Origin of the sequence: Clostridium sp. SHJSY1 (assembly GCF_031626875.1) — a bacterium.
Classification (GTDB): Bacteria; Bacillota; Clostridia; order Clostridiales; family Clostridiaceae; genus Clostridium.
The window spans coordinates 12,580-31,704 of the sequence record NZ_JANDMF010000015.1; the positions used below are offsets into that span (position 1 = coordinate 12,580).

A 19,125-nucleotide genomic window follows, 5' to 3' on the forward strand; every position below is an offset into this window, starting at 1 on the left:
TCTTATATCCATATTTACCAGATGTATTTACTTAGAGTATAAGCAATACCATCTTCTTCATTAGATAAAGTAATTTCATTAGCTACAGCTTTTAAATCATCTACAGCATTAGCCATGGCAACTCCTATACCAGCATATTTGACCATTGACGCATCATTGTGACCATCGCCAAAAGCAATCATTTCTTCTTTTTTATATCCCATAGGAATTAGTATAGTATCTAATGCTTTAGCCTTATCAATTCCTTTAGCAGTAAATTCAAAGTAGAAAGGGGCAGTAAACATACAACTTAAAGAGTCTTTAAATGGTTCCATCATTTCTTTGTAATGTTCCTGTAGATATTCAGGGTCGCCAGCAGTTAAAATTTTATTTAATGGATAGTCTGCAAAAGATGCTAAATCATCTTTTTCACATAACTTAAATTTACCACCACGAGATTCATATTGAATTATGTTAATAAGTGTATCATTGTAATGTATCTGATTGTTGAAAACATCATTAACATACATATAGTCACCCTTGTCAATCATAGGTTTAACATCAAATTTCTTCATATACTCAAGAACTGCTTGTCCTTGTTCAACGCTCATAGTTTCATTAAATAAAACTTTATTAGTTTCACAATCAACAACCTTAGCTCCATTAAAAGAAACTAAAAGTCCATGATTTTTATCCATTTTTAATTCTCTGGCAAAATCCATTAATCCAGATGTAGGTCTTCCTGATGCTAGAATTAAGATAGCACCATTATCTTGTGCTTTGATTAAAGCATCTTTAGTTTTTTTAGTAATTACTTTTTTATTATTAGTTAATGTACCATCTACATCCATAATAATTACTCTTATATTACTCATATATCATTTCTCCTTCTTCTTTTTTATTTGATTATACTAATACTGAGTTTTTTTATGAATAGATTAATTAAAGAATGAATAATATCTATCAAAAATAATTGAGTTATTAAATAATAAATGAAATAAGTGTATCAATTTATATATTATGTTCCAAAATATGAGAATCAGGGGAATATCATGGAATAATCTGGACACATATGGATTAATATGTTAAATTGATTTATAAGAAATGATTTATATTAGATTAATAATTATTTGAGGCAAATAAAATGGAGGAGTGTTTTAACTTAAGATGGAAGAAAAAAGAAAAATATATAGCAAAGATGCAATAGTATCTGATAGAAGATCTCTTCGAGCGGTAGTAATAATAACTAGTACTACTGTATTTTTTTTATCCTTAATTTCGCTTTGTGTTGGGCGTTATAATATATCATTATCCCAAGTGATGGAGGTTATAGTTCCAAAGTGTTTTATTCCTGATGTTAAAATTGATGATGTTACTTATAATGTAATAATTAACTTAAGGTTACCACGAATTATTGTAGCAATTTTAATTGGAGGTGCTTTATCACTATCAGGGATCACGTTTCAAGGTATTTTTAAAAATCCGTTAGTGTCACCAGATATTTTAGGGGTTTCAAGTGGAGCATGTGTAGGCGCAGCTATTGCAATCCTATTAGGTCAGAACATTTATGGAATTCAAATATTAGCGTTTATTTTTGGTATAGTTACTGTAGCTATAACTATGTTAATTCCTAGAATTATGAAACGAGATTCTACTATTATGTTAGTACTTTCAGGAGTCATTGTAAGTGGATTTATGTCTTCTGTACTTGGATTTATCAAATATATAGCAAATCCAGAAACACAACTTGCAGACATTACATACTGGCAACTAGGTAGCATTGCAAAAGTTACATATGGCAGTCTTTTAAAAACTGCTCCAATTATTATTATAGCAGCTAGTATTCTTATTTGCTTGAGATGGAGAATAAATATACTTTCATTAGGTGACAATGAGGCACGTTCACTTGGCGTAAACTTGAGAATTGAAAAAGGACTAGCAGTACTATGTGCAACTATTTTGACTGCATCGTCTGTATGTATTAGTGGTACTATTGGATGGATTGGTCTTGTAATGCCTCATCTTGCGAGAATGGTAGTTGGAAATAACAATGTGAGATGTTTACCAGTTGCTACAATAATGAGTGGAGGTTTCTTACTAATTATCGATACCTTAGCAAGAACAATTTCAGTAGGAGAGATTCCATTAGGGATTTTAACCGGATTGATTGGCACACCATTTTTTGCTTGGATGTTAATTAAACAGAAGATGGAAAGTTAAAATTATGAAATATAAGGATGTGAAAGTTATGGGGAAATTATTGGAAGTAAATAATATTTCATATGGATATAAAAGTTCATCTACAATAATTAAAGACATTTCATTTTCTATTGAAGAAGGAGAAATTTTTACTATTTTAGGGCCCAATGGAGCAGGTAAATCGACTTTGTTAAATTGTATAGCTGGACTGTTTCAAACAAATAATGGACAAATTCTATTGGAGGGGAAGGATATAATAAAAATACCTTCTAAAATAAAAGCTCAAAAGGTTGCTTATGTACCACAAACTAGCATTAATAGTTATGGATATTCTGTACGAGACTATATTGCAATGGGGAGAGCACCACATCTTGGAATGTTTTTAATGCCAGCTAAAAGTGATTATAAAATTGTTGATGAAGCTATTGATATGTTAGAAATAAATCATTACTATAATAAATCTTATAGTAATATTAGTGGAGGGCAGAGACAATTAGCTAATATTGCAAGGGCTATTGTGCAGCAGCCTAAATTAATTATATTTGATGAGCCTACATCAGCTTTAGACTATGGTAATCAACTAAAGATAATGAGAATTGTAAAACAGCTTTCAGAAAATGGATATTCAATCATAATGACTACTCATAATCCGAATCATCCAATACTTTTAGGAGGGCATGTGGGAATATTAAATACAGATGGAAACATGGAAATTGGTTTAGTAACAGAAATTATAAAAGAAGACATTCTTAGTGAAGTATATAAAACTAAATTAAGATTAATATACATGAGTGAAATAGACCGGATGGTATGCGTTTCTGAAAATTTATAATTATACCTGCTACAAAGGAAAAAGTGATGATTAGTAAAACAGCATTTATAAATATGTTAAGGTACAAAAAATATACTATATGGGGAGAATAAATATGAAAAAAGTAATGAAATTACTTGTAGTAATGATTTCAGTAATTACAATAACAGCAACTTTAGCTGGATGTACTACAAGTAAAACTAATCAAGGTGAACAAATAGATACAAGAACTGTTAAAGACCAAGGAGGAACTGAAGTACAAATTCCAAACAAAGTAACTAAAATTGCAGATTTGTGGCATGCAAATAATCAAATTGTACTATTACTAGGAGGTGCTGATAAGCTAGTTGCAACTACAGATAATGTAAAAAAAATAGCATGGTTTGATAAGGTTTATCCACGTATAAAAGAAGTAAAATCACCTCTTAATGGGAATGATGTACAAATAGAAGAATTAATGTCCTTAAAACCTGATGTAGTTCTTTCTTCAACAGATTCACAAATTGAATCAGCACGTAATGCTGGTATAAAAGCTGTAAAGGTTATGTTTCAAAATTTCGATCAAATGAGGGAGACTGTAAAGCTTACAGCACAAGTAATAGGAGAAGATGCCGAAAAAAAAGCTGATGAATATTTAAAATATTTAGATGGAAACATAAGTTATGTGTCAGAACGTACAAAAAATGTGCTAGAAGAGAAAAGACCAAAGGTCTTACATATAGTTGATGGAACTGATCTTCTTAAAGTAGATGGTAAGAAATCAATGATAGATGAATGGATTAATTTAGCTGGTGGTGTAAATGCTATAAATACAGAAGGGAATATGATTACAATAACAATGGAAGATATAATCAAATCAAATCCTGATGTAATTATAATTGGTGGGACATCTGCAAGCAAAGGAAAAGAAGCTATAGAAAATGACCCTACATGGTCAAGTCTTTCTGCAGTGAAAAATAACCAAATTTATTCTAATCCAGTTGGAACATTCAATTGGGATAGATACAGTGCTGAAGAGGCTTTACAAATCCTTTGGGCAGCAAAAACTTTTTATCCAGATTTGTTCAAGGATTTAGATTTGGTTAAAAAAACTCAAGAATTCTATAAGCAATTTTTAGACTATGACTTATCTTCTGATGATGCACAAAGAATAATTAGTGGATTAGATCCAGAAAAATAATAAAGAATAATTTATAACAGAGCAAACATAGCGATCTCTTTAAAATCCTATTGGATTTTAAAGAGATCATTTCGTTTATATAGAAGATCGTTCTATTAGTGCAGTTGAAATCTGTATTTTATGTGTATAAGAAATAGGATTTTTTATAGAGTTTAATAGTGATTTTACTGCAAATTCTGCCATATATATTCGTGAAACGTTAACAGTTGTTAAAGGTGGATCTACAACAAGACTTTCTGAAATATTATCAAAGCCTATAATTCCAATATCTTGTGGTATGCGATAACCTTTAGACTTAAAGGCTTTCATGGCTCCAATTGCAATTAAATCATTCTCTGCAAAATAGCAATTTGCGAGCAAAACATTTTGATTTAACAATTCTAACATGTCAGAAAAGGCACCTTCAATAGATGGAGATAATGTATGAACAACTGAGCAGGAGTAAGACATTCCATTTGCTTGTAGAGCTTCACGAAAACCTAATTCCCTTTCTCTAAAATTATGCAAAGAATAAGTTGATTTTAAAAGTCCTGGCTGGTGACGTCTATGTGCAATTAAATAATTTGTAGCAATATACCCACCTTGATAGTTATCAATTAAAATGTGGTTGCAATCTAAGCATTTAAAATAAGAGTCTAGAATTACAGTAGGAATAGACAGCGATAAAAATTGTTTAGCAGCATTTTCAGACAGCTCAGTTCCTAGAAGGACAATGCCGATGCAGTCAGATGTTCTAATATCGCCAAGAAAAATATTGATATCATCTGTTTTTTCATAAAAATATAATATTTTCATACGATAATTTTCTTTTTTTAGTTCTCTCACTAAGCCATTTTGCAGCTCATCAAAAATAGGAGAATAAGAAATAATAGCATTGGCAGAGATATAAAATATAATATATATTTCACCTTCAGGTGTGGATTTTAGTGATAATTTTGAAAAGTCATATCCATATTTTTCAGCAGCCTTAATAACAGCTTGACGAGTTTCTATGCTTACACCTGGTTTATTATTAAGAGCCATAGATATTGCAGTAGCTGATAATCCAAGTATTTCAGATAATTTTTTTGCTGTGATAGACATAAATATACCTCCTTAATTCTAATATGAGGGTGTTCTGCTTAACTCTTATCATTTTAAGTTAAAACTTTGTTACTAGATAAATCACATACAACTCAGTAGAGAAATAGTACATACTATTTCTTTATGTCTTATGTTGAAATATCTATAAGATTATCCAGTTATCGGAATGATATTATAGATACATTATATATAGAAAACAACTTTTTGTCTAAGAAAAAATAAAGTTAGAATAAAGTGAAAATTACTTTATAACAAATTGAAATAAAGTTAATGAATACGTATACTTTGTTTTAGAAGAGAAAGATATCTTTGTTAGAAGGGGGATATATAGTCATGAAGGAATTAAAAAAAATGGCATATGATTTAAGAAAAGATGCAGTAAATATGATTGTTGAAGGAAAGGGAGGACATATTGGTGGAGATATGAGTGTTATGGAAATTTTAGTTACATTATATTTTAAACAGATGAACATTAGCCCTGAAAATATGAATGAGAAAAACAGAGATCTTTTCATTTTAAGTAAGGGACATTCAGTTGAAGCTTATTATGCATTATTAGCTAAAAAAGGTTTTTTAAATATAGATGAAGTAATATTAAATTTTAGTAAATTTGGATCTAAATATATTGGACATCCTAATAATAAACTTGATGGTATTGAGATGAATTCAGGTTCTTTAGGACATGGCCTTCCTGTATGTGTTGGTATGGCATTAGCACAGAAGATGAATAAAAGTAATGCAAGAGTCTATACAGTAATGGGAGATGGAGAATTAGCTGAAGGTTCTATTTGGGAAGCGGTAATGGCTGGAAATCAATATAAATTAGATAATCTATGTGCTGTTATTGATAGAAACCATCTACAGATTTCTGGAAATACTGAAGATGTTATGGCACATGAAAATCTTGGAGAGAGGTTTGCAAGTTTTGGATGGCATGTTATTGAAGTGAAAGATGGAAATGATATTGAACAACTTAATGCAGCATTTGAAGAAGCAAAAGTCACAAAATATAAACCGTCTGTAGTAATTGCAAATACAGTTAAAGGAAAAGGTTCTGCAGTTATGGAAAATAAAGCAGCATGGCATCATCATTTACCAAATGAAGAAGAGTACAAACAAATTATGAAGGACTTTGAAGAAAGAAAGGAGTTAATTTAGTTATGAATAAAATAGCAAATCGTAAAGCAATATGTAATGTACTAGTAAAAGAGGCAGAAAAGGATAAAGATATTGTAGTTCTTTGTAGTGATTCTAGAGGTTCTGCTTCATTGACTGATTTTGTTAATACTTATCCAGAACAGTTTATTGAAATGGGAATTGCGGAACAGAATCTTGTTAGTGTAGCAGCAGGACTTGCAAAATGTGGAAAGAAGTCATTTGCAGCATCACCAGCATGCTTCTTGTCTACTCGTAGCTATGAACAATGCAAGATAGATGTGGCATATTCCAATACAAATGTCAAATTAATAGGGATTAGTGGAGGAATAAGTTATGGTGCACTTGGTATGAGCCATCATTCTGCACAAGATATTGCAGCATTATCAGCAATACCAAATATGCGTGTATATATTCCAAGTGATCATTTGCAGACAGAAAAACTTTTTACTGAATTATTAAAAGATAATAAACCTGCATATATACGTGTAGGAAGAAATTCAGTGGAGGATATTTATGAAGAGAATAATTGTCCTTTTGAAATGGATAAGGCAACTGTTGTATGTGATGGTAATGATGTAGTAATTATCGCATGTGGAGAAATGGTACAGCCTTCAGTAGATGCAGCTGAATTATTAGAAAAAGAAGGTATAAGTTCAACAGTATTAGATATGTATTGTATAAAACCATTAGATAGAGAAGCTATTGTTAAAGCAGCTAAAAAAGCAAAATTAGTAATTACAGTAGAAGAACATTCTCCTTATGGTGGGCTTGGGTCTATGGTAAGTCAAGTAGTTAGTAGTGAATGCCCAAAGAAGGTAATTAACATAGCATTACCAGATGCTCCAGTGATTACGGGTACATCAAAGGAAGTATTTGATTACTATAATATGAATGCAGAAGGCATTGCAGATATGGTAAAGAAAAATTTGTAAAATTATTATATAGAGAGGTTAGAAAATAAAATGAGAAAGAAATATGTATTATCAATTGATCAAAGTACGCAAGGCACAAAAGCCTTGCTATTTGATAAAAATGGAGATATTGTTTGTCGTGCAGATTTACCACATAAGCAATATATAAATGAAAAAGGATGGGTTTCTCATGATTTAGAAGAAATCTATAAAAATACAATTTTAGTTGTTAAAAATCTTATAGAGAAAGCAGGAATTAAAAAAGAACAAATTGCCTGTCTTGGGATTAGTAATCAAAGAGAAACATCTGCTGCATGGGACAGAGAAACAGGAGAACCTTTAGCGAAGGCAATTGTTTGGCAATGCAGCAGAGCAGAAAATATTTGCGAAAAAGTAAAAGAAATGGGTGTTTCTGAAAAGGTATTGGAAAAGACAGGTATGCCCCTATCGCCATATTTCCCAGCAGCAAAATATGCTTGGTTACAAGAAAATGTTGAAAGTATAAAGAGAAAAAGAGAAGAAGGTTCTTTATGTTTTGGAACAATTGATACATGGTTGCTTTATAAACTTACAAAAGGAAAAGTTTATGCTACAGACTATTCAAATGCATCTAGAACACAGCTTTATAATATACATGATCTTGAATGGGATGCAGAAATTTGTAATTGGTTCAATATTGATAAAACTGCTCTTCCAGAAGTAAAGGATTCTAGCCATCATTATGGTGATACAGGTTTTGAGGGATTGTTTGATACTCCAATTCCTATATGTAGTATAATAGGGGATTCTCAAGGAGCATTATTTGGACAAGCATGTATTGAAGCAGGAATGGTAAAAGCTACTTATGGCACTGGGTCTTCAGTAATGATGAATATTGGAGAAAAAGCAATTCAATCACGATTTGGATTAGTTACTTCATTAGCATGGGGATTAGACGGTAAAGTGTATTATGTCTTAGAGGGAAATATAAATTATACTGGAGCTGTAATTACTTGGCTCAAAAATGAAATCGATTTAATTAAATCGGCAGGTGAAACACAAGAATTAGCATATGAAGCAAATAAGAATGATAAAACATACTTAGTTCCAGCATTCTCAGGATTAGGAGCACCATATTGGAAAAGTGATGCAACAGCTATGATTACAGGAATGAGTAGAACAACTGGAAGAAAAGAAATTGTAAAAGCAGCATTAGAATCAATTGCATATCAGATTACAGATGTGGTTAAATCAATGGAATCAGACAAAGAGATTAAGGTAAAAGAATTATGTGTGGATGGGGCTCCAACAGCAAATCAATATTTGATGAAATTTCAATGTGATATTTTAAATACAACTGTTAAATTGCCAAGATGTGAAGAGTCTTCTGCACAGGGAGCTGGATACATGGCTGGAATTTGTAATGGCTTTTATGAAAAGGAAAAACTTTTTGTTGAAACAAAGAGAAATAAGTTTGTACCATCTATATCAAAAGAAGAAAGAGAAGAAAAATATATGGGGTGGAAAATAGTTGTAGAAAAAGTAATTAGATAAATGATATAAAAAGGAGGAAATGTTGATGAGCGTAATTAACTATATAGTAGGTTTAGGAACATCTGTTATGATGCCAATTATATTCCTATTTTTAGGAATAATATTTGGAGTAAAAATAGGAAAATCATTTAAAGCAGCTCTTTATGTTGGAATTGGATTTGAAGGATTAAATCTTGTCATTAATCTTTTATTAGATAATTTAGGGCCTGTTGTAACATCTATGACAAATAATCTTGGAGTCAAGTTAGAAGTATTAGATGCAGGATGGCCAGTAGCGTCTACAGTAGGATGGGGATCCCCAATAATGGTTATTGGTTTTATTTCATTATTAGTAGTGAATTTTATTATGCTTGTGTTCAAGCTTACTAATACAGTAGATATTGATATTTTTAATTATTGGTTATATTTATGTATAGATGCTATAATCTATGCAGTAACAGGAAGTGTAGCAATATCAATAGGAATTATGGTAGTTTTATTTGCAATTTGTTTAAAAGTTGCAGATTTGACTGCAGGTAAAGTTTCAAAAGAATTTGGATGTGAAGGCATATCGTTTCCACATGTTTCTGCATTGCCATGGATAGTTTTTACTATGGCTGTAGATTGGTTTTTTGAAAAAATCCCATTTTTAAGGAAAATTGAAGTTAATCCTGAAAAGATCACTAAGAAATTTGGAGTACTTGGAGAAAGTACAGTAATAGGATTTATTCTTGGCGCAGCAATTGGTTTATTAGCTAAATGTGATATTGGGAATATTTTAGCACTAGCAGTTAAAGTATCTGCTGCTATGGTATTGCTTCCAAGGATGGTGGGGATATTATTGGAAGGACTTAATGTAATTAAAGATGCTGTTGAATTAAAACTTAAACAAAAGTTCCCTAATAGAAAATTTTACATTGGAATGGATGTAGCTATTTTAGCAGCAAATCCATCTGTTATTGCTACAGGACTTTTAATGATACCTATTACGTTATTGTTAGCTATTGTATTACCTTATAATAAAGTATTACCTTTTGTAGATTTATCATCTTTACTTTTCTTATTTACAGTAGGTGCTGCATATTGTAAAAAAGATATATTAAGGATGTTAGTAGCGGGAATTTTTATGATGGCATTTGCTTTATTTGCAGCTACTAACTTGGCTGATGTATATTCTCAGGCAGCTGTTTCTTCTCATGCAACATTTCCAGCTGGAATGGATATTATGAGCTCTCTAAATGTTCCATTTGTTAATCCGGTTGGCTGGGTTTCAATAAAAATAGCCCAACTTTTTGCTTAAGATAATTTAAAATATAAAAGAACAGTATTATTATAAGATACTTAATTGTAGGTTGAGTTAATTTAAATAATATTTAGTTGAAATAAAGTTAACTTTACTTTATTTTTTATTTTAATAAAGTTAAACGTTATCTATAATATGTTTATACAAAAAATATACAAAACATAGGAGGTAGACGATATGGAAAAAATTAAAATTGGTTTTGCACCAATAAGAAGAAGTATATTTAGTGCACCAGATGCTATTAAGTATAGAGGGTTAACGGCACAGAGGCTTAAAGAATTAGGAGTAGAATTTGTAGATATTACAGATATTAATGAAGAAGGTCTTTTATATGATGATAATGATAGAATTAAAATTGCAGAAAAATTTAAAAAAGAAAAAATAGATGGGCTTTTTTTACCACATTGTAATTTTGGAACTGAATATGAATGTGGAAGGCTTGCAAAAGAAATGAATGTTCCAGTGTTATTATGGGGACCACTTGATGAGAGACCAGAGGCAGATGGAAATAGATTAAGAGATACTCAATGTGGATTATTTGCAACAGGTAAGGTATTAAGAAGATTTAATATACCATTTACATACCTTACTAATTGTCGTTTAAATGATCCTGTCTTTGAGCGAGGAGTAAAGGATTTCATGGCGGTATGTAATGTTGTGAAAACATTTAAAAATATCAGGATTTTACAAATATCTACAAGACCATATGATTTTTGGAGTACAATGTGTAATGAAGGAGAATTACTTGAAAAATTCAATATTCAATTATCTCCAATTCCAATGCCAGAGTTAACTGATGAAGTAAAACGTGTAAAGGAAGAGAAGATAGAGGTTAAGAAAGTTGTTTCTCACTGCAAAGACAATATGGAAATATGCATTAAAGATAATGAATTAGAAAATGTTGCGGCATTAAAAGTTGCAATGAAAAATTTAGTTGAAAAATATGGATGTAAGGCAGTAGCAATTCAATGCTGGAATCAACTTCAAAGTGAACTTGGAATTATGCCATGTGCAGCAAACTCTCTTTTAAATGATGAAGGAATTCCTGTTGTATGTGAAACAGATATTCATGGTGCTATAACTACTCTAATGGTTGAAGCAGCTGGAATGGATGAAACTAGGAGTTTCTTTGCAGATTGGACAATCCGTCATCCAGATGTAGAGAATGGAGAATTATTGCAACATTGTGGACCATGGCCAATATCTATTGCAAAAGAGAAAGCAAAACTTACTTATCCACTTGCATTTGATCATCCAGGCAGCCTTACAGCAGAAGCAAAACATGGAGATGTATCTTTAGTTAGATTTGATGGTGATAATGGAGAATATTCATTACTATTAGGAAATGCTAAAGGAATTGATGGACCAAAATGTATGGGAACTTATTTATGGGTAGAAGTACAAAATATTAAGAGACTTGAAGCAAAAATTGTTGAAGGACCTTATATACATCATTGTGTAGGAATTCATAAAAATGTAGTTCCAGTATTATATGAAGCATGTAAATATATTGGTATTAAACCTGATTTATATGATCCAATTGAAGAAGACGTAAAAGCTTATTTAAGAGGAGAAAATATTTAAGTCATTAGACAATGAAGTCTGCGAAAATTTAAAGTTTGGATTTTCGTGGGCTTTTTATTTTTCATATTGTAAAAAATATTATTGACTCTCCATCTACTGTATCTTCTATAATTTTAATTACAAGAAAATTACAAAGTATAAGGAGAGATAAGCTTTATGAAAAATGTACAAGAAAGAGATTTTCCAACAGTTGAAGAATTATCAAAAGGATTTAGTGAATTTAAGTTGTCTCAAGCAAATGAATTAGTAGGAACAAAGGTAATACTAAATTATGAAAATGGATATGAAGTGATTTATGAATTTTTAGATAATGAGACTATAAGAGTTAAATGTATAAATGAGAAACTAGAAGAAAAAGTATCATCTATTTATACAGTAGTAGCGCCAAGAAAAAGAATATATATAATAGATTTTATATGGTCATTTGGAGAGACTAAATCATTTACTACAGTTATTGATTTTAATAAAAATATAGCAACAACATTAATAGCTCAATTACCTAACAAAGAAGAAGTATCTATTTCACAGTTTGAGAGAGGTGATAAGGGATTACCGTTAACATCAGTTAAAGCAGAGTTTGTACATGCGTCAATAGATACAAAATTTAATAGTAATACATTAAAACATGAGTTTACAAGTGATTTAATAGGAAAAAGAATATTGTTTAAGTATAGTTCAAAGGATACTTATGAGCATATATATTTAAATGAAAATTATTATACATGGCATTGTGTAAGTGGAATAGAAAAAGGACTTTGTGATACTGATAGATGCTTTTATTTAAAAATAGAAGAAAATTTATATTGGTTTACTTGGTTGGAGAGGGTAGTACCAACAGTAGGAACTGTAGTTGAAGATTTAGATTTAAATAAAATGCGTTCCTATGGGAAAATATATGGATATGAATCATATGAAATAGGAAAGGTGACAAACTTCCCAATAGGTTCATATGGTACAATGTTAAACAAAACAGAGTACTAATGAAAGGACTAATTACACTAAAAATATTATAATGTAATTGAGATTAATTAGTTTTAACTTGGAGGATGAAGTGAGTAAATATTTTACTATTGGAGAAATATCAAAATTATTTAATATACCAGTAAAAACATTAAGATATTATGATGATATAGAATTATTTAAACCAGCCTTTATTGATAAACAAAGTAAGTACAGATATTATTCAATTGATCAATTTGTAATTATTGATATTATAAAGAATTCTAAATTAATGGGGATGTCGTTACAAGAAATAAGAAATCTTATTAATTATAATTCTTCAGTGGAAGACACTTTGTCAATTATGGAGAATCAAATAGATGTATTTGATTCAAAAATATCAGAATTGCTAAAAATAAAAAATTCTATGGAAAAGTTAAGAACTACTATAACTGATGCTATGAATTTGAAAAATAATGAGGTATTTATAGCATTTAATAAAGAACGAAGATATATTTCTTATAATTATATTTCAAGGAATATTGAAGAACAAGAAGTTAACTTAAGAAGAGTAATTTTGGATGTTGAAAGCAGGCAAAGGGAAGTATATTCAATTTTTGGAGTTGGAACTTTATATGAAAAATACATAGTAGAAAATAAGGTTGTTAATATGGATATTAGATATTATATTGATAATAAATATGATGCTAATAATTATAATATATTACCTGAGGGGTATTATGTTTCAATAATATTTGATGATAATAGTTATAATAAACATAAATATTATAAAAAGCTTACTGATTATATAAAAAATAATAATATTGATGTAGTGGGGGATTTTAGTGAAACATGGATTGTCCCAAGATCTTATAAAAACAAAGAAATTACTTTAGTAAAATTAGAAATAATGTGTGGGTAAAATATATTAAATCCAATAAGTTGGGATGGAAAAGAAGCTAAATATGATTTAAGAGAGTGGGCACCATAGCATAAGAAGATGGTTAAAGGTGTTACTTTAAGTATTGATGAGTTAAAACAGTTAAAAGAATTATTAAATAAACTAGATTTTTAATTTATAGTAAAAGCCACTAATATCAGTAAAATTAGTGGCTTTTAACTGTATTAATATTTTATAAAGGCGGAATTGACACAATACTGAAATTAGAGTAACTTAATTAGTTCTTCTAACTCTTCAGATAAAGCTTTTGCAAGGATAAAATCATTATCTCTTAAAGCTAATTCTATTTTGGTTTCAATTGATTTTTTATTTTGTTCAATTTGTAAATAGTCTTTGTCAAAATGATTAGCATAAATCATTTTTCTAAATTTACGCATACTCATTTTTCTAATTGTCTTGTCTTCAATGATTAAAACAAAATCCATACAGTTCACTATAGAATAGAAATCATGAGAAATCATTAGAATCGAACCTTTATAGTTTTTTTGGGCTTTTTCTAATGCTATTTGTGAATAAGTGTCTAAATGACTTGTAGGTTCATCAAGAAGCAACATATTTGCTTTGCTAGAAGAAAGCTTAGCTAATTGAAGCATATTTTTTTCGCCACCAGATAAAGAACCTATTTTTTGATTAATTATTTCTTCTTCAAAACCATAGTTTGAAATATATGATTTAATTTCTTCATAAGTTTTAAAACCAGAATCAAAGAACTCTTCAAGTATCGTATTAGAATCATTTAGTGTTTTACCTTGGAGTTGGGATAAATAAGCTATTTTAATATGTTCATTTATCTCAATAGAATCATGATTATTTTCAAAGATTTCTTGGATTAAAGTAGTTTTCCCAGTACCATTTGAACCAATAATGGCTACTTTATCAGTTGATTTAATCTCAAAGTTAACATTTTCTAAAAGTACATCATCAAAGGCAACACTGTAATTATTAACTTTTAAAGCAATGTCTTCTTCTATTTCATTATCTGCAACTAAACTGATATTCATTTCTTTAATATCTACAAATGGTGCTTTTATTCTACGTTTTTCTAATCTCTCTTGAATTTTAACTCTAGCATTTAGAGTTTTACCTCTAAAAGATTCAGCATTCTCACTAGCAATAACTCTTAGTTTATCTATTAAGATCTGATTTCTCTCAATTTCTGCAGTATCAGCAGCAGCCAGTTCTTGTAATTCAATTTTAGTTTGAAGTAATGAAAAGTTATAATCGATATAGCTTCCATCAAATTCTTGTAGTTCCTTGTTTTCAAGGTGAATAATTTTATTGAAACAATGATTCAATAGATATCTATTGTGTGTAATAATTAACATTGTTCCTTTGTATGAATTAATTAAATCTTTAAGGGAATTAAGGTTTTTGAAGTCTAAAAACACATCTGGTTCATCCATAATAATTAAGTCTGGACTAGTTAGCATTGCTTTAATTACTTGGATAAGCTTGAATTCTCCGCCACTAAGTTCAGATATCATTAAATCTTTATAATTGATTAAGTTTGCAAGATTTAAATTTTTTTCAATAGTATCTTCAAAAAAATCTCCATTGATTGCATTAAATGCGTCAAGAGCTTGTTGATACTTTTCTAGTAAAGTATCAATATCTGAAGATGTTTCCATTTCAGTACAAATAGATGTTATTTCATTTTGTAGTTTAATAAACTCTTCACCAATATATTCGAAAACAGTAATTTCTTTCATTTTGTCTAGTTGAGAGAATTGGCTTACATACCCAATTCTACAATTTGGATATATTTCTAACGTACCATCAAACATATATTTTTCTGGATCCATAATTATATCTATAAATGTACTTTTACCACTGCCATTTGTTCCTATAAAAGCACAATGCTGTCCATATTCTAATGTAAATGAAATATTTTTATATAGATCCTTATTAGGAAATGAGTAAGATAAGTTATCGATTTTTAGCATAGTATACCTCTCTTTATAATTAAAAAAGAGCCTATAAAAATAGGCACCTTAATATATTCTTTTAGTAATTGAAATTTTATATTTGATTTTTATGTAATAAATACATTTTATTAAGTTTAATACGAATAGCATAACACTTTTTTCAGCTAAGTTCAATCATTTCATATAAGCAACAACAAATATCTACATTATTTTAACACATGAATATAAGATTTTTTCTTTTACAGAAGAAGAGTTAGAGGAGAAGTCTTTTTCTGGATTGTTAGATAAAAATTTCTCTACTGATAATTAAAAATGAACAAAAAAAGTTCACAAATAGTCCCTATGTAGTACAAAAAGTCTATCTAAAATATAAATATCATCAACGAGATATGAAATAAGTATCTTCAACTAGATAATAAATTATATTTTAGGAGGAACTTTTTATATGAAAAAATCAAAAATAATATCAACACTTTTAATAGCTTTAACTCTTGTTGTTTCAATACCTACAATGGCAAGTGCTCATTGTGATACAATGGATGGCCCAACTATTACAGATGCAAAAAAAGCAATTGAAAGTAATAATGTTAAATATGTTTTAAAATGGGTTACCCCAGAAAATGAAAAGGAAATATCAAAAATCTTTGATCTTACTATGAGGGTTAAAGGACTAAATTCAGAAGCTAAGGAGCTTTCAGAAAACTATTTCTTTGAAAATCTAGTTAGAATTCATAGAGCAGGAGAAGGTGCACCTTATACAGGGATAAAACCTTCAGGAACAGTTATTGATCCTAAAGAAGCTGCAGCAGATAAGAGTATTGAGGCTGGTAATTTATCTCCTTTAGAAAATTTAGTAGAAAAGGAGAGAATGCCTGAACTTAAAGAAAAATTTGAGAAAGTAACGAGTTTAAAGAACTTTGATGCAAATAATGTTGAAGCGGGAAGGGAATATGTTGAAGCATATGTGAAATTTATACACTTTGCAGCAGGAGAAGAAGAGGAGGGGGCTCATCATGCTACTGAAACTGGACACGATTCAGAAGCTGTTAATGCTGAAAAAAATAATGATAAAGTAGAATCTTTACCATTGCTTCCTTGGAGTTTAGCAGGAGTATTTTCTATTACTACTTTAATATTAGGTGTTGCTTATCATAAAAAGGCTTCAAAATAAAAGATAACCTAAATATGAATTATAAGATTTCCTTTCTCAATTTGTATGAGGAAGGTAATTTTTTTATACAGCTATCTGAGGGGAAATTTATAATGTGTAACAGAGATTACAGAATAAAATAGTAGGAAAGTTTATATTAAATATATATTAAAATTGGTTATTGTAATTATAGATAAACTATTAAGAAAGGATATGGAGAATGATCAATAACTTTGTAAAGAAAACAATATTAGTTGTAGATGATGAAGAAAATGTTTCAGAACTTCTTAAATTATATTTAGAGGCAGAGGGATTTATAGTGGAGATAGCTGACGATGGATTAAAGGCATTAGAACTTGCTAGAAAAATGAATCCAGATTTAATTATTTTAGATATTATGCTGCCTTACAAAGGAGGATTACAAGTCGCACAAGAATTACGAAAGGATATGGATACACCTATAATTATGCTTTCAGCAAAAGGTGATGAGTCAGATAAAATACTTGGATTGAAAATAGGTGGAGATGATTATGTGACTAAACCATTTTCTCCAGGAGAAATTTCAGCAAGAGTGAAGGCAATTTTAAGAAGAGTAAAAACAGAAGATCAGGAGAATGATGTAATAAGATTTCCAGAACTTATTATTGATTTTTCAAAATATGAGATTATTGTGAGTGGGGTAAAAATAGTAACTACTCCTAAAGAAGTGGAATTGATGTGGTTTTTAGCTAATAATCCAGGAATAGTTTTTACAAGGGAAAGGTTACTAGATAAAATATGGGGATATGATTATCTAGGTGATTCACGTACTGTGGATACTCATATTAAGCGTTTGCGTAGGAAAATAGAAAAGGGACATGTATATACATATTTATATACAGTTTGGGGCGTTGGTTATAAGTTTGAGGTTAAAGAATGAGAATTAAGAAAAATCTTTTTGTTAAGCTTTTAGGAACATATACTTTAGTTACGTTTATTTGCATTATAATAGTAAGTTTGTTTTTTTATATATTTTTTAGTCAATATTACCTTACAGTAAAAGAAAAACAACTTCTTATTCAAGGTAAAGAAATGGCTGATATATTAAGTGACTATATTAAAGATAAAGATTTTAAAAAGATTAATGAGCTAGTAGATAATTTTAATAAGGTAAATATTAGTCATATGTGGATATTAGATAAAAATAATAACATCATTAGTGGTACTAATGAATTAAATCATGATGATAAAATATGTCCAAATAGCAACCAAGTGGAAAGAGCTCTTAATGGTGAAGAGGTTTACAATAAAGGAATAATAAAATATGTAAATGAGCCAGTACTTTCAGTAGCTTTACCAATATATGCACAAGATAAAATCCAAGGAGCCATTTTTGTTTGTAATCCATTATCAGATATTATCAATAGTATTATGCAGACATTTAGGATTGTAATTGTTGCTGGTGGTATAGCTATTATTATTTCAATTTTTGTAAGTTATTTTATTTCAATGTCTATAGTAAAGCCCATAAAAGAAATAACAGATGTTTCTTTAGAAATTTCAAAAGGTAATTTTTCTCATGAGGTTCCAGTAAATTCTTCAGATGAAATTGGGAAATTAGCAGATACCTTTAATTATATGATGGTAACACTAGATAAGACAATGAGGGATTTAGAGAATGAAAAAAACAAAATGTCAAAGTTGGAAAGATTGCAAAGGCAATTTGTAGCTAATGCAGCTCATGAGCTGCGAACACCATTAACTTCAGTGAGAGGATATGTTGAAGCTATTCTTGATGGTGTAATTAAGAGCAAGGAAGAGGAAAAAAGATATCTTAGCATTATATTGAAAGAAACACTTAGAATGCATAGATTAGTAAATAGCCTTTTAGATTTATCAAGAATCGAATCAGGACAAATTAAGATAAATAAAAAGAGGTTAAATATATCAGAAGTTGTTAACAGAACAGTAATGAAGCTTAAACCAATAGTAGAGGATCAGGATATTGTATTAGTATTAGATATTCCAGAAAAATTGCCAATGGTTTGGGGAGATGAGGATTTAATACAGCAGGTAATTATTAATTATATTACAAATGCAGTACGATTTACTTCAGCAGGTGGAAGTATAGAAGTAAAAGTGGAGCAAGATATAAATGAGGTCTATGTCCATGTTATTGATACAGGTATAGGGATTTCACCTGAAAACCTTACTAAGGTGTGGGGAAGATTTTATAAAATTGATGAAACAAGGCAATTATCAAAAGAAGGTGCTGGGTTAGGACTATCCTTAGTAAAGGAAATAATTCAACTCTTAGGTGGGAGGACTTGGGTAGAAAGTGAACTAGAAAAAGGTTCTATTTTTAGTTTTAGTCTAATTAATTGTTAATGAGGTTATATTCTAAAGCAGCCTTAAAAAATATAAAGTTTCAAGGTTACTTATTATAAAAAT

Annotated in this window: 16 protein-coding genes and 1 pseudogene; 14 read left to right on the top strand and 3 right to left on the bottom strand. The window is 29.6% G+C overall.

Annotation, left to right across the window (positions count from 1 at the left end):
* Positions 1 to 14: 14 nt before the first annotated feature.
* Positions 15 to 854, bottom strand: a complete 840-nt coding sequence (locus NNC19_RS09000; RefSeq protein ID WP_310938303.1) for a Cof-type HAD-IIB family hydrolase — start codon at positions 852 to 854, stop codon at positions 15 to 17.
* Between the two features lie 292 nt (positions 855 to 1,146).
* On the opposite strand from NNC19_RS09000, the gene NNC19_RS09005 reads away from it, so the two are divergent.
* The 3 genes from NNC19_RS09005 (at position 1,147) to NNC19_RS09015 (ending at position 4,169) form a co-directional block, all read left to right on the top strand.
* Positions 1,147 to 2,199 carry an iron ABC transporter permease gene (locus NNC19_RS09005; RefSeq protein ID WP_310938304.1) on the top strand — a complete coding sequence of 351 codons (1,053 nt, stop codon included), beginning with the start codon at positions 1,147 to 1,149 and terminating at the stop codon, positions 2,197 to 2,199.
* Between the two features lie 28 nt (positions 2,200 to 2,227).
* Positions 2,228 to 3,010: an ABC transporter ATP-binding protein gene (locus NNC19_RS09010; RefSeq protein ID WP_310938305.1), complete on the top strand. Its 783-nt coding sequence runs from the start codon at positions 2,228 to 2,230 to the stop codon at positions 3,008 to 3,010.
* Between the two features lie 94 nt (positions 3,011 to 3,104).
* Positions 3,105 to 4,169 carry an ABC transporter substrate-binding protein gene (locus tag NNC19_RS09015; protein WP_310938306.1) on the top strand — a complete coding sequence of 355 codons (1,065 nt, stop codon included), beginning with the start codon at positions 3,105 to 3,107 and terminating at the stop codon, positions 4,167 to 4,169.
* 75 nt (positions 4,170 to 4,244) lie between these two features.
* On the opposite strand, the gene NNC19_RS09020 is transcribed toward NNC19_RS09015, so the two are convergent.
* Complete coding sequence (locus NNC19_RS09020) at positions 4,245 to 5,252, bottom strand: LacI family DNA-binding transcriptional regulator (RefSeq protein ID WP_310938307.1); 1,008 nt, start codon at positions 5,250 to 5,252, stop codon at positions 4,245 to 4,247.
* A gap of 333 nt (positions 5,253 to 5,585) precedes the next feature.
* On the opposite strand from NNC19_RS09020, the gene NNC19_RS09025 reads away from it, so the two are divergent.
* The 8 genes and pseudogenes from NNC19_RS09025 to NNC19_RS09060 form a co-directional block, all read left to right on the top strand.
* Positions 5,586 to 6,410, top strand: a complete 825-nt coding sequence (locus tag NNC19_RS09025) for a transketolase (protein ID WP_310938308.1) — start codon at positions 5,586 to 5,588, stop codon at positions 6,408 to 6,410.
* A 2-nt stretch (positions 6,411 to 6,412) separates the two neighbouring features.
* A complete protein-coding gene (locus tag NNC19_RS09030) occupies positions 6,413 to 7,342 on the top strand; it encodes a transketolase C-terminal domain-containing protein (RefSeq protein ID WP_310938309.1) in 930 nt (309 codons plus the stop codon).
* A 30-nt stretch (positions 7,343 to 7,372) separates the two neighbouring features.
* A complete protein-coding gene (locus tag NNC19_RS09035) occupies positions 7,373 to 8,854 on the top strand; it encodes a glycerol kinase (RefSeq protein ID WP_310938310.1) in 1,482 nt (493 codons plus the stop codon).
* A 25-nt stretch (positions 8,855 to 8,879) separates the two neighbouring features.
* Positions 8,880 to 10,133, top strand: coding sequence for a PTS transporter subunit IIC (locus NNC19_RS09040; RefSeq protein ID WP_310938311.1), 1,254 nt, complete (start codon positions 8,880 to 8,882; stop codon positions 10,131 to 10,133).
* A 180-nt stretch (positions 10,134 to 10,313) separates the two neighbouring features.
* A complete protein-coding gene (locus tag NNC19_RS09045; protein WP_310938312.1) occupies positions 10,314 to 11,720 on the top strand; it encodes an L-fucose/L-arabinose isomerase family protein in 1,407 nt (468 codons plus the stop codon).
* Between the two features lie 156 nt (positions 11,721 to 11,876).
* Positions 11,877 to 12,701 carry a molybdenum cofactor biosynthesis F family protein gene (locus tag NNC19_RS09050; RefSeq protein WP_310938313.1) on the top strand — a complete coding sequence of 275 codons (825 nt, stop codon included), beginning with the start codon at positions 11,877 to 11,879 and terminating at the stop codon, positions 12,699 to 12,701.
* 70 nt (positions 12,702 to 12,771) lie between these two features.
* Positions 12,772 to 13,581, top strand: a complete 810-nt coding sequence (locus tag NNC19_RS09055) for a helix-turn-helix domain-containing protein (protein ID WP_310938314.1) — start codon at positions 12,772 to 12,774, stop codon at positions 13,579 to 13,581.
* A 6-nt stretch (positions 13,582 to 13,587) separates the two neighbouring features.
* Positions 13,588 to 13,734: pseudogene (locus NNC19_RS09060) on the top strand (PC4/YdbC family ssDNA-binding protein); the annotation flags it as partial.
* Between the two features lie 89 nt (positions 13,735 to 13,823).
* On the opposite strand, the gene NNC19_RS09065 reads toward NNC19_RS09060, so the two are convergent.
* Positions 13,824 to 15,563 carry an ATP-binding cassette domain-containing protein gene (locus NNC19_RS09065; RefSeq protein ID WP_310938315.1) on the bottom strand — a complete coding sequence of 580 codons (1,740 nt, stop codon included), beginning with the start codon at positions 15,561 to 15,563 and terminating at the stop codon, positions 13,824 to 13,826.
* A 427-nt stretch (positions 15,564 to 15,990) separates the two neighbouring features.
* Here NNC19_RS09065 and NNC19_RS09070 point away from each other — a divergent pair, with 427 nt between their 5' ends.
* From NNC19_RS09070 to NNC19_RS09080, 3 genes are all read left to right on the top strand, one after another.
* Positions 15,991 to 16,716, top strand: coding sequence for a DUF6448 family protein (locus NNC19_RS09070; protein WP_310938316.1), 726 nt, complete (start codon positions 15,991 to 15,993; stop codon positions 16,714 to 16,716).
* Between the two features lie 199 nt (positions 16,717 to 16,915).
* The gene (locus NNC19_RS09075; RefSeq protein ID WP_310938317.1) at positions 16,916 to 17,614 is read left to right on the top strand and encodes a response regulator transcription factor; all 699 of its coding nucleotides are present in this window, start codon (positions 16,916 to 16,918) and stop codon (positions 17,612 to 17,614) included.
* Positions 17,611 to 19,062 (top strand): ATP-binding protein, encoded by a 1,452-nt coding sequence (locus NNC19_RS09080; RefSeq protein ID WP_310938318.1) that lies wholly within the window; start codon positions 17,611 to 17,613, stop codon positions 19,060 to 19,062. Before NNC19_RS09075 ends, NNC19_RS09080 begins: the two co-directional genes overlap by 4 nt.
* The last annotated feature ends 63 nt before the right edge of the window (positions 19,063 to 19,125 follow it).

Excerpts from the sequence above, each read along its gene's own strand:
- NNC19_RS09000 (WP_310938303.1), bottom strand. The coding sequence starts at position 854 with ATGAGTAATATAAGAGTAATTATTATGGATGTAGATGGTACATTAACT.
- NNC19_RS09005 (WP_310938304.1), top strand. The coding sequence starts at position 1,147 with ATGGAAGAAAAAAGAAAAATATATAGCAAAGATGCAATAGTATCTGAT.
- NNC19_RS09010 (WP_310938305.1), top strand. The coding sequence starts at position 2,228 with ATGGGGAAATTATTGGAAGTAAATAATATTTCATATGGATATAAAAGT.
- NNC19_RS09015 (WP_310938306.1), top strand. The coding sequence starts at position 3,105 with ATGAAAAAAGTAATGAAATTACTTGTAGTAATGATTTCAGTAATTACA.
- NNC19_RS09020 (WP_310938307.1), bottom strand. The coding sequence starts at position 5,252 with ATGTCTATCACAGCAAAAAAATTATCTGAAATACTTGGATTATCAGCT.
- NNC19_RS09025 (WP_310938308.1), top strand. The coding sequence starts at position 5,586 with ATGAAGGAATTAAAAAAAATGGCATATGATTTAAGAAAAGATGCAGTA.
- NNC19_RS09030 (WP_310938309.1), top strand. The coding sequence starts at position 6,413 with ATGAATAAAATAGCAAATCGTAAAGCAATATGTAATGTACTAGTAAAA.
- NNC19_RS09035 (WP_310938310.1), top strand. The coding sequence starts at position 7,373 with ATGAGAAAGAAATATGTATTATCAATTGATCAAAGTACGCAAGGCACA.
- NNC19_RS09040 (WP_310938311.1), top strand. The coding sequence starts at position 8,880 with ATGAGCGTAATTAACTATATAGTAGGTTTAGGAACATCTGTTATGATG.
- NNC19_RS09045 (WP_310938312.1), top strand. The coding sequence starts at position 10,314 with ATGGAAAAAATTAAAATTGGTTTTGCACCAATAAGAAGAAGTATATTT.
- NNC19_RS09050 (WP_310938313.1), top strand. The coding sequence starts at position 11,877 with ATGAAAAATGTACAAGAAAGAGATTTTCCAACAGTTGAAGAATTATCA.
- NNC19_RS09065 (WP_310938315.1), bottom strand. The coding sequence starts at position 15,563 with ATGCTAAAAATCGATAACTTATCTTACTCATTTCCTAATAAGGATCTA.
- NNC19_RS09070 (WP_310938316.1), top strand. The coding sequence starts at position 15,991 with ATGAAAAAATCAAAAATAATATCAACACTTTTAATAGCTTTAACTCTT.
- NNC19_RS09075 (WP_310938317.1), top strand. The coding sequence starts at position 16,916 with ATGATCAATAACTTTGTAAAGAAAACAATATTAGTTGTAGATGATGAA.
- NNC19_RS09080 (WP_310938318.1), top strand. The coding sequence starts at position 17,611 with ATGAGAATTAAGAAAAATCTTTTTGTTAAGCTTTTAGGAACATATACT.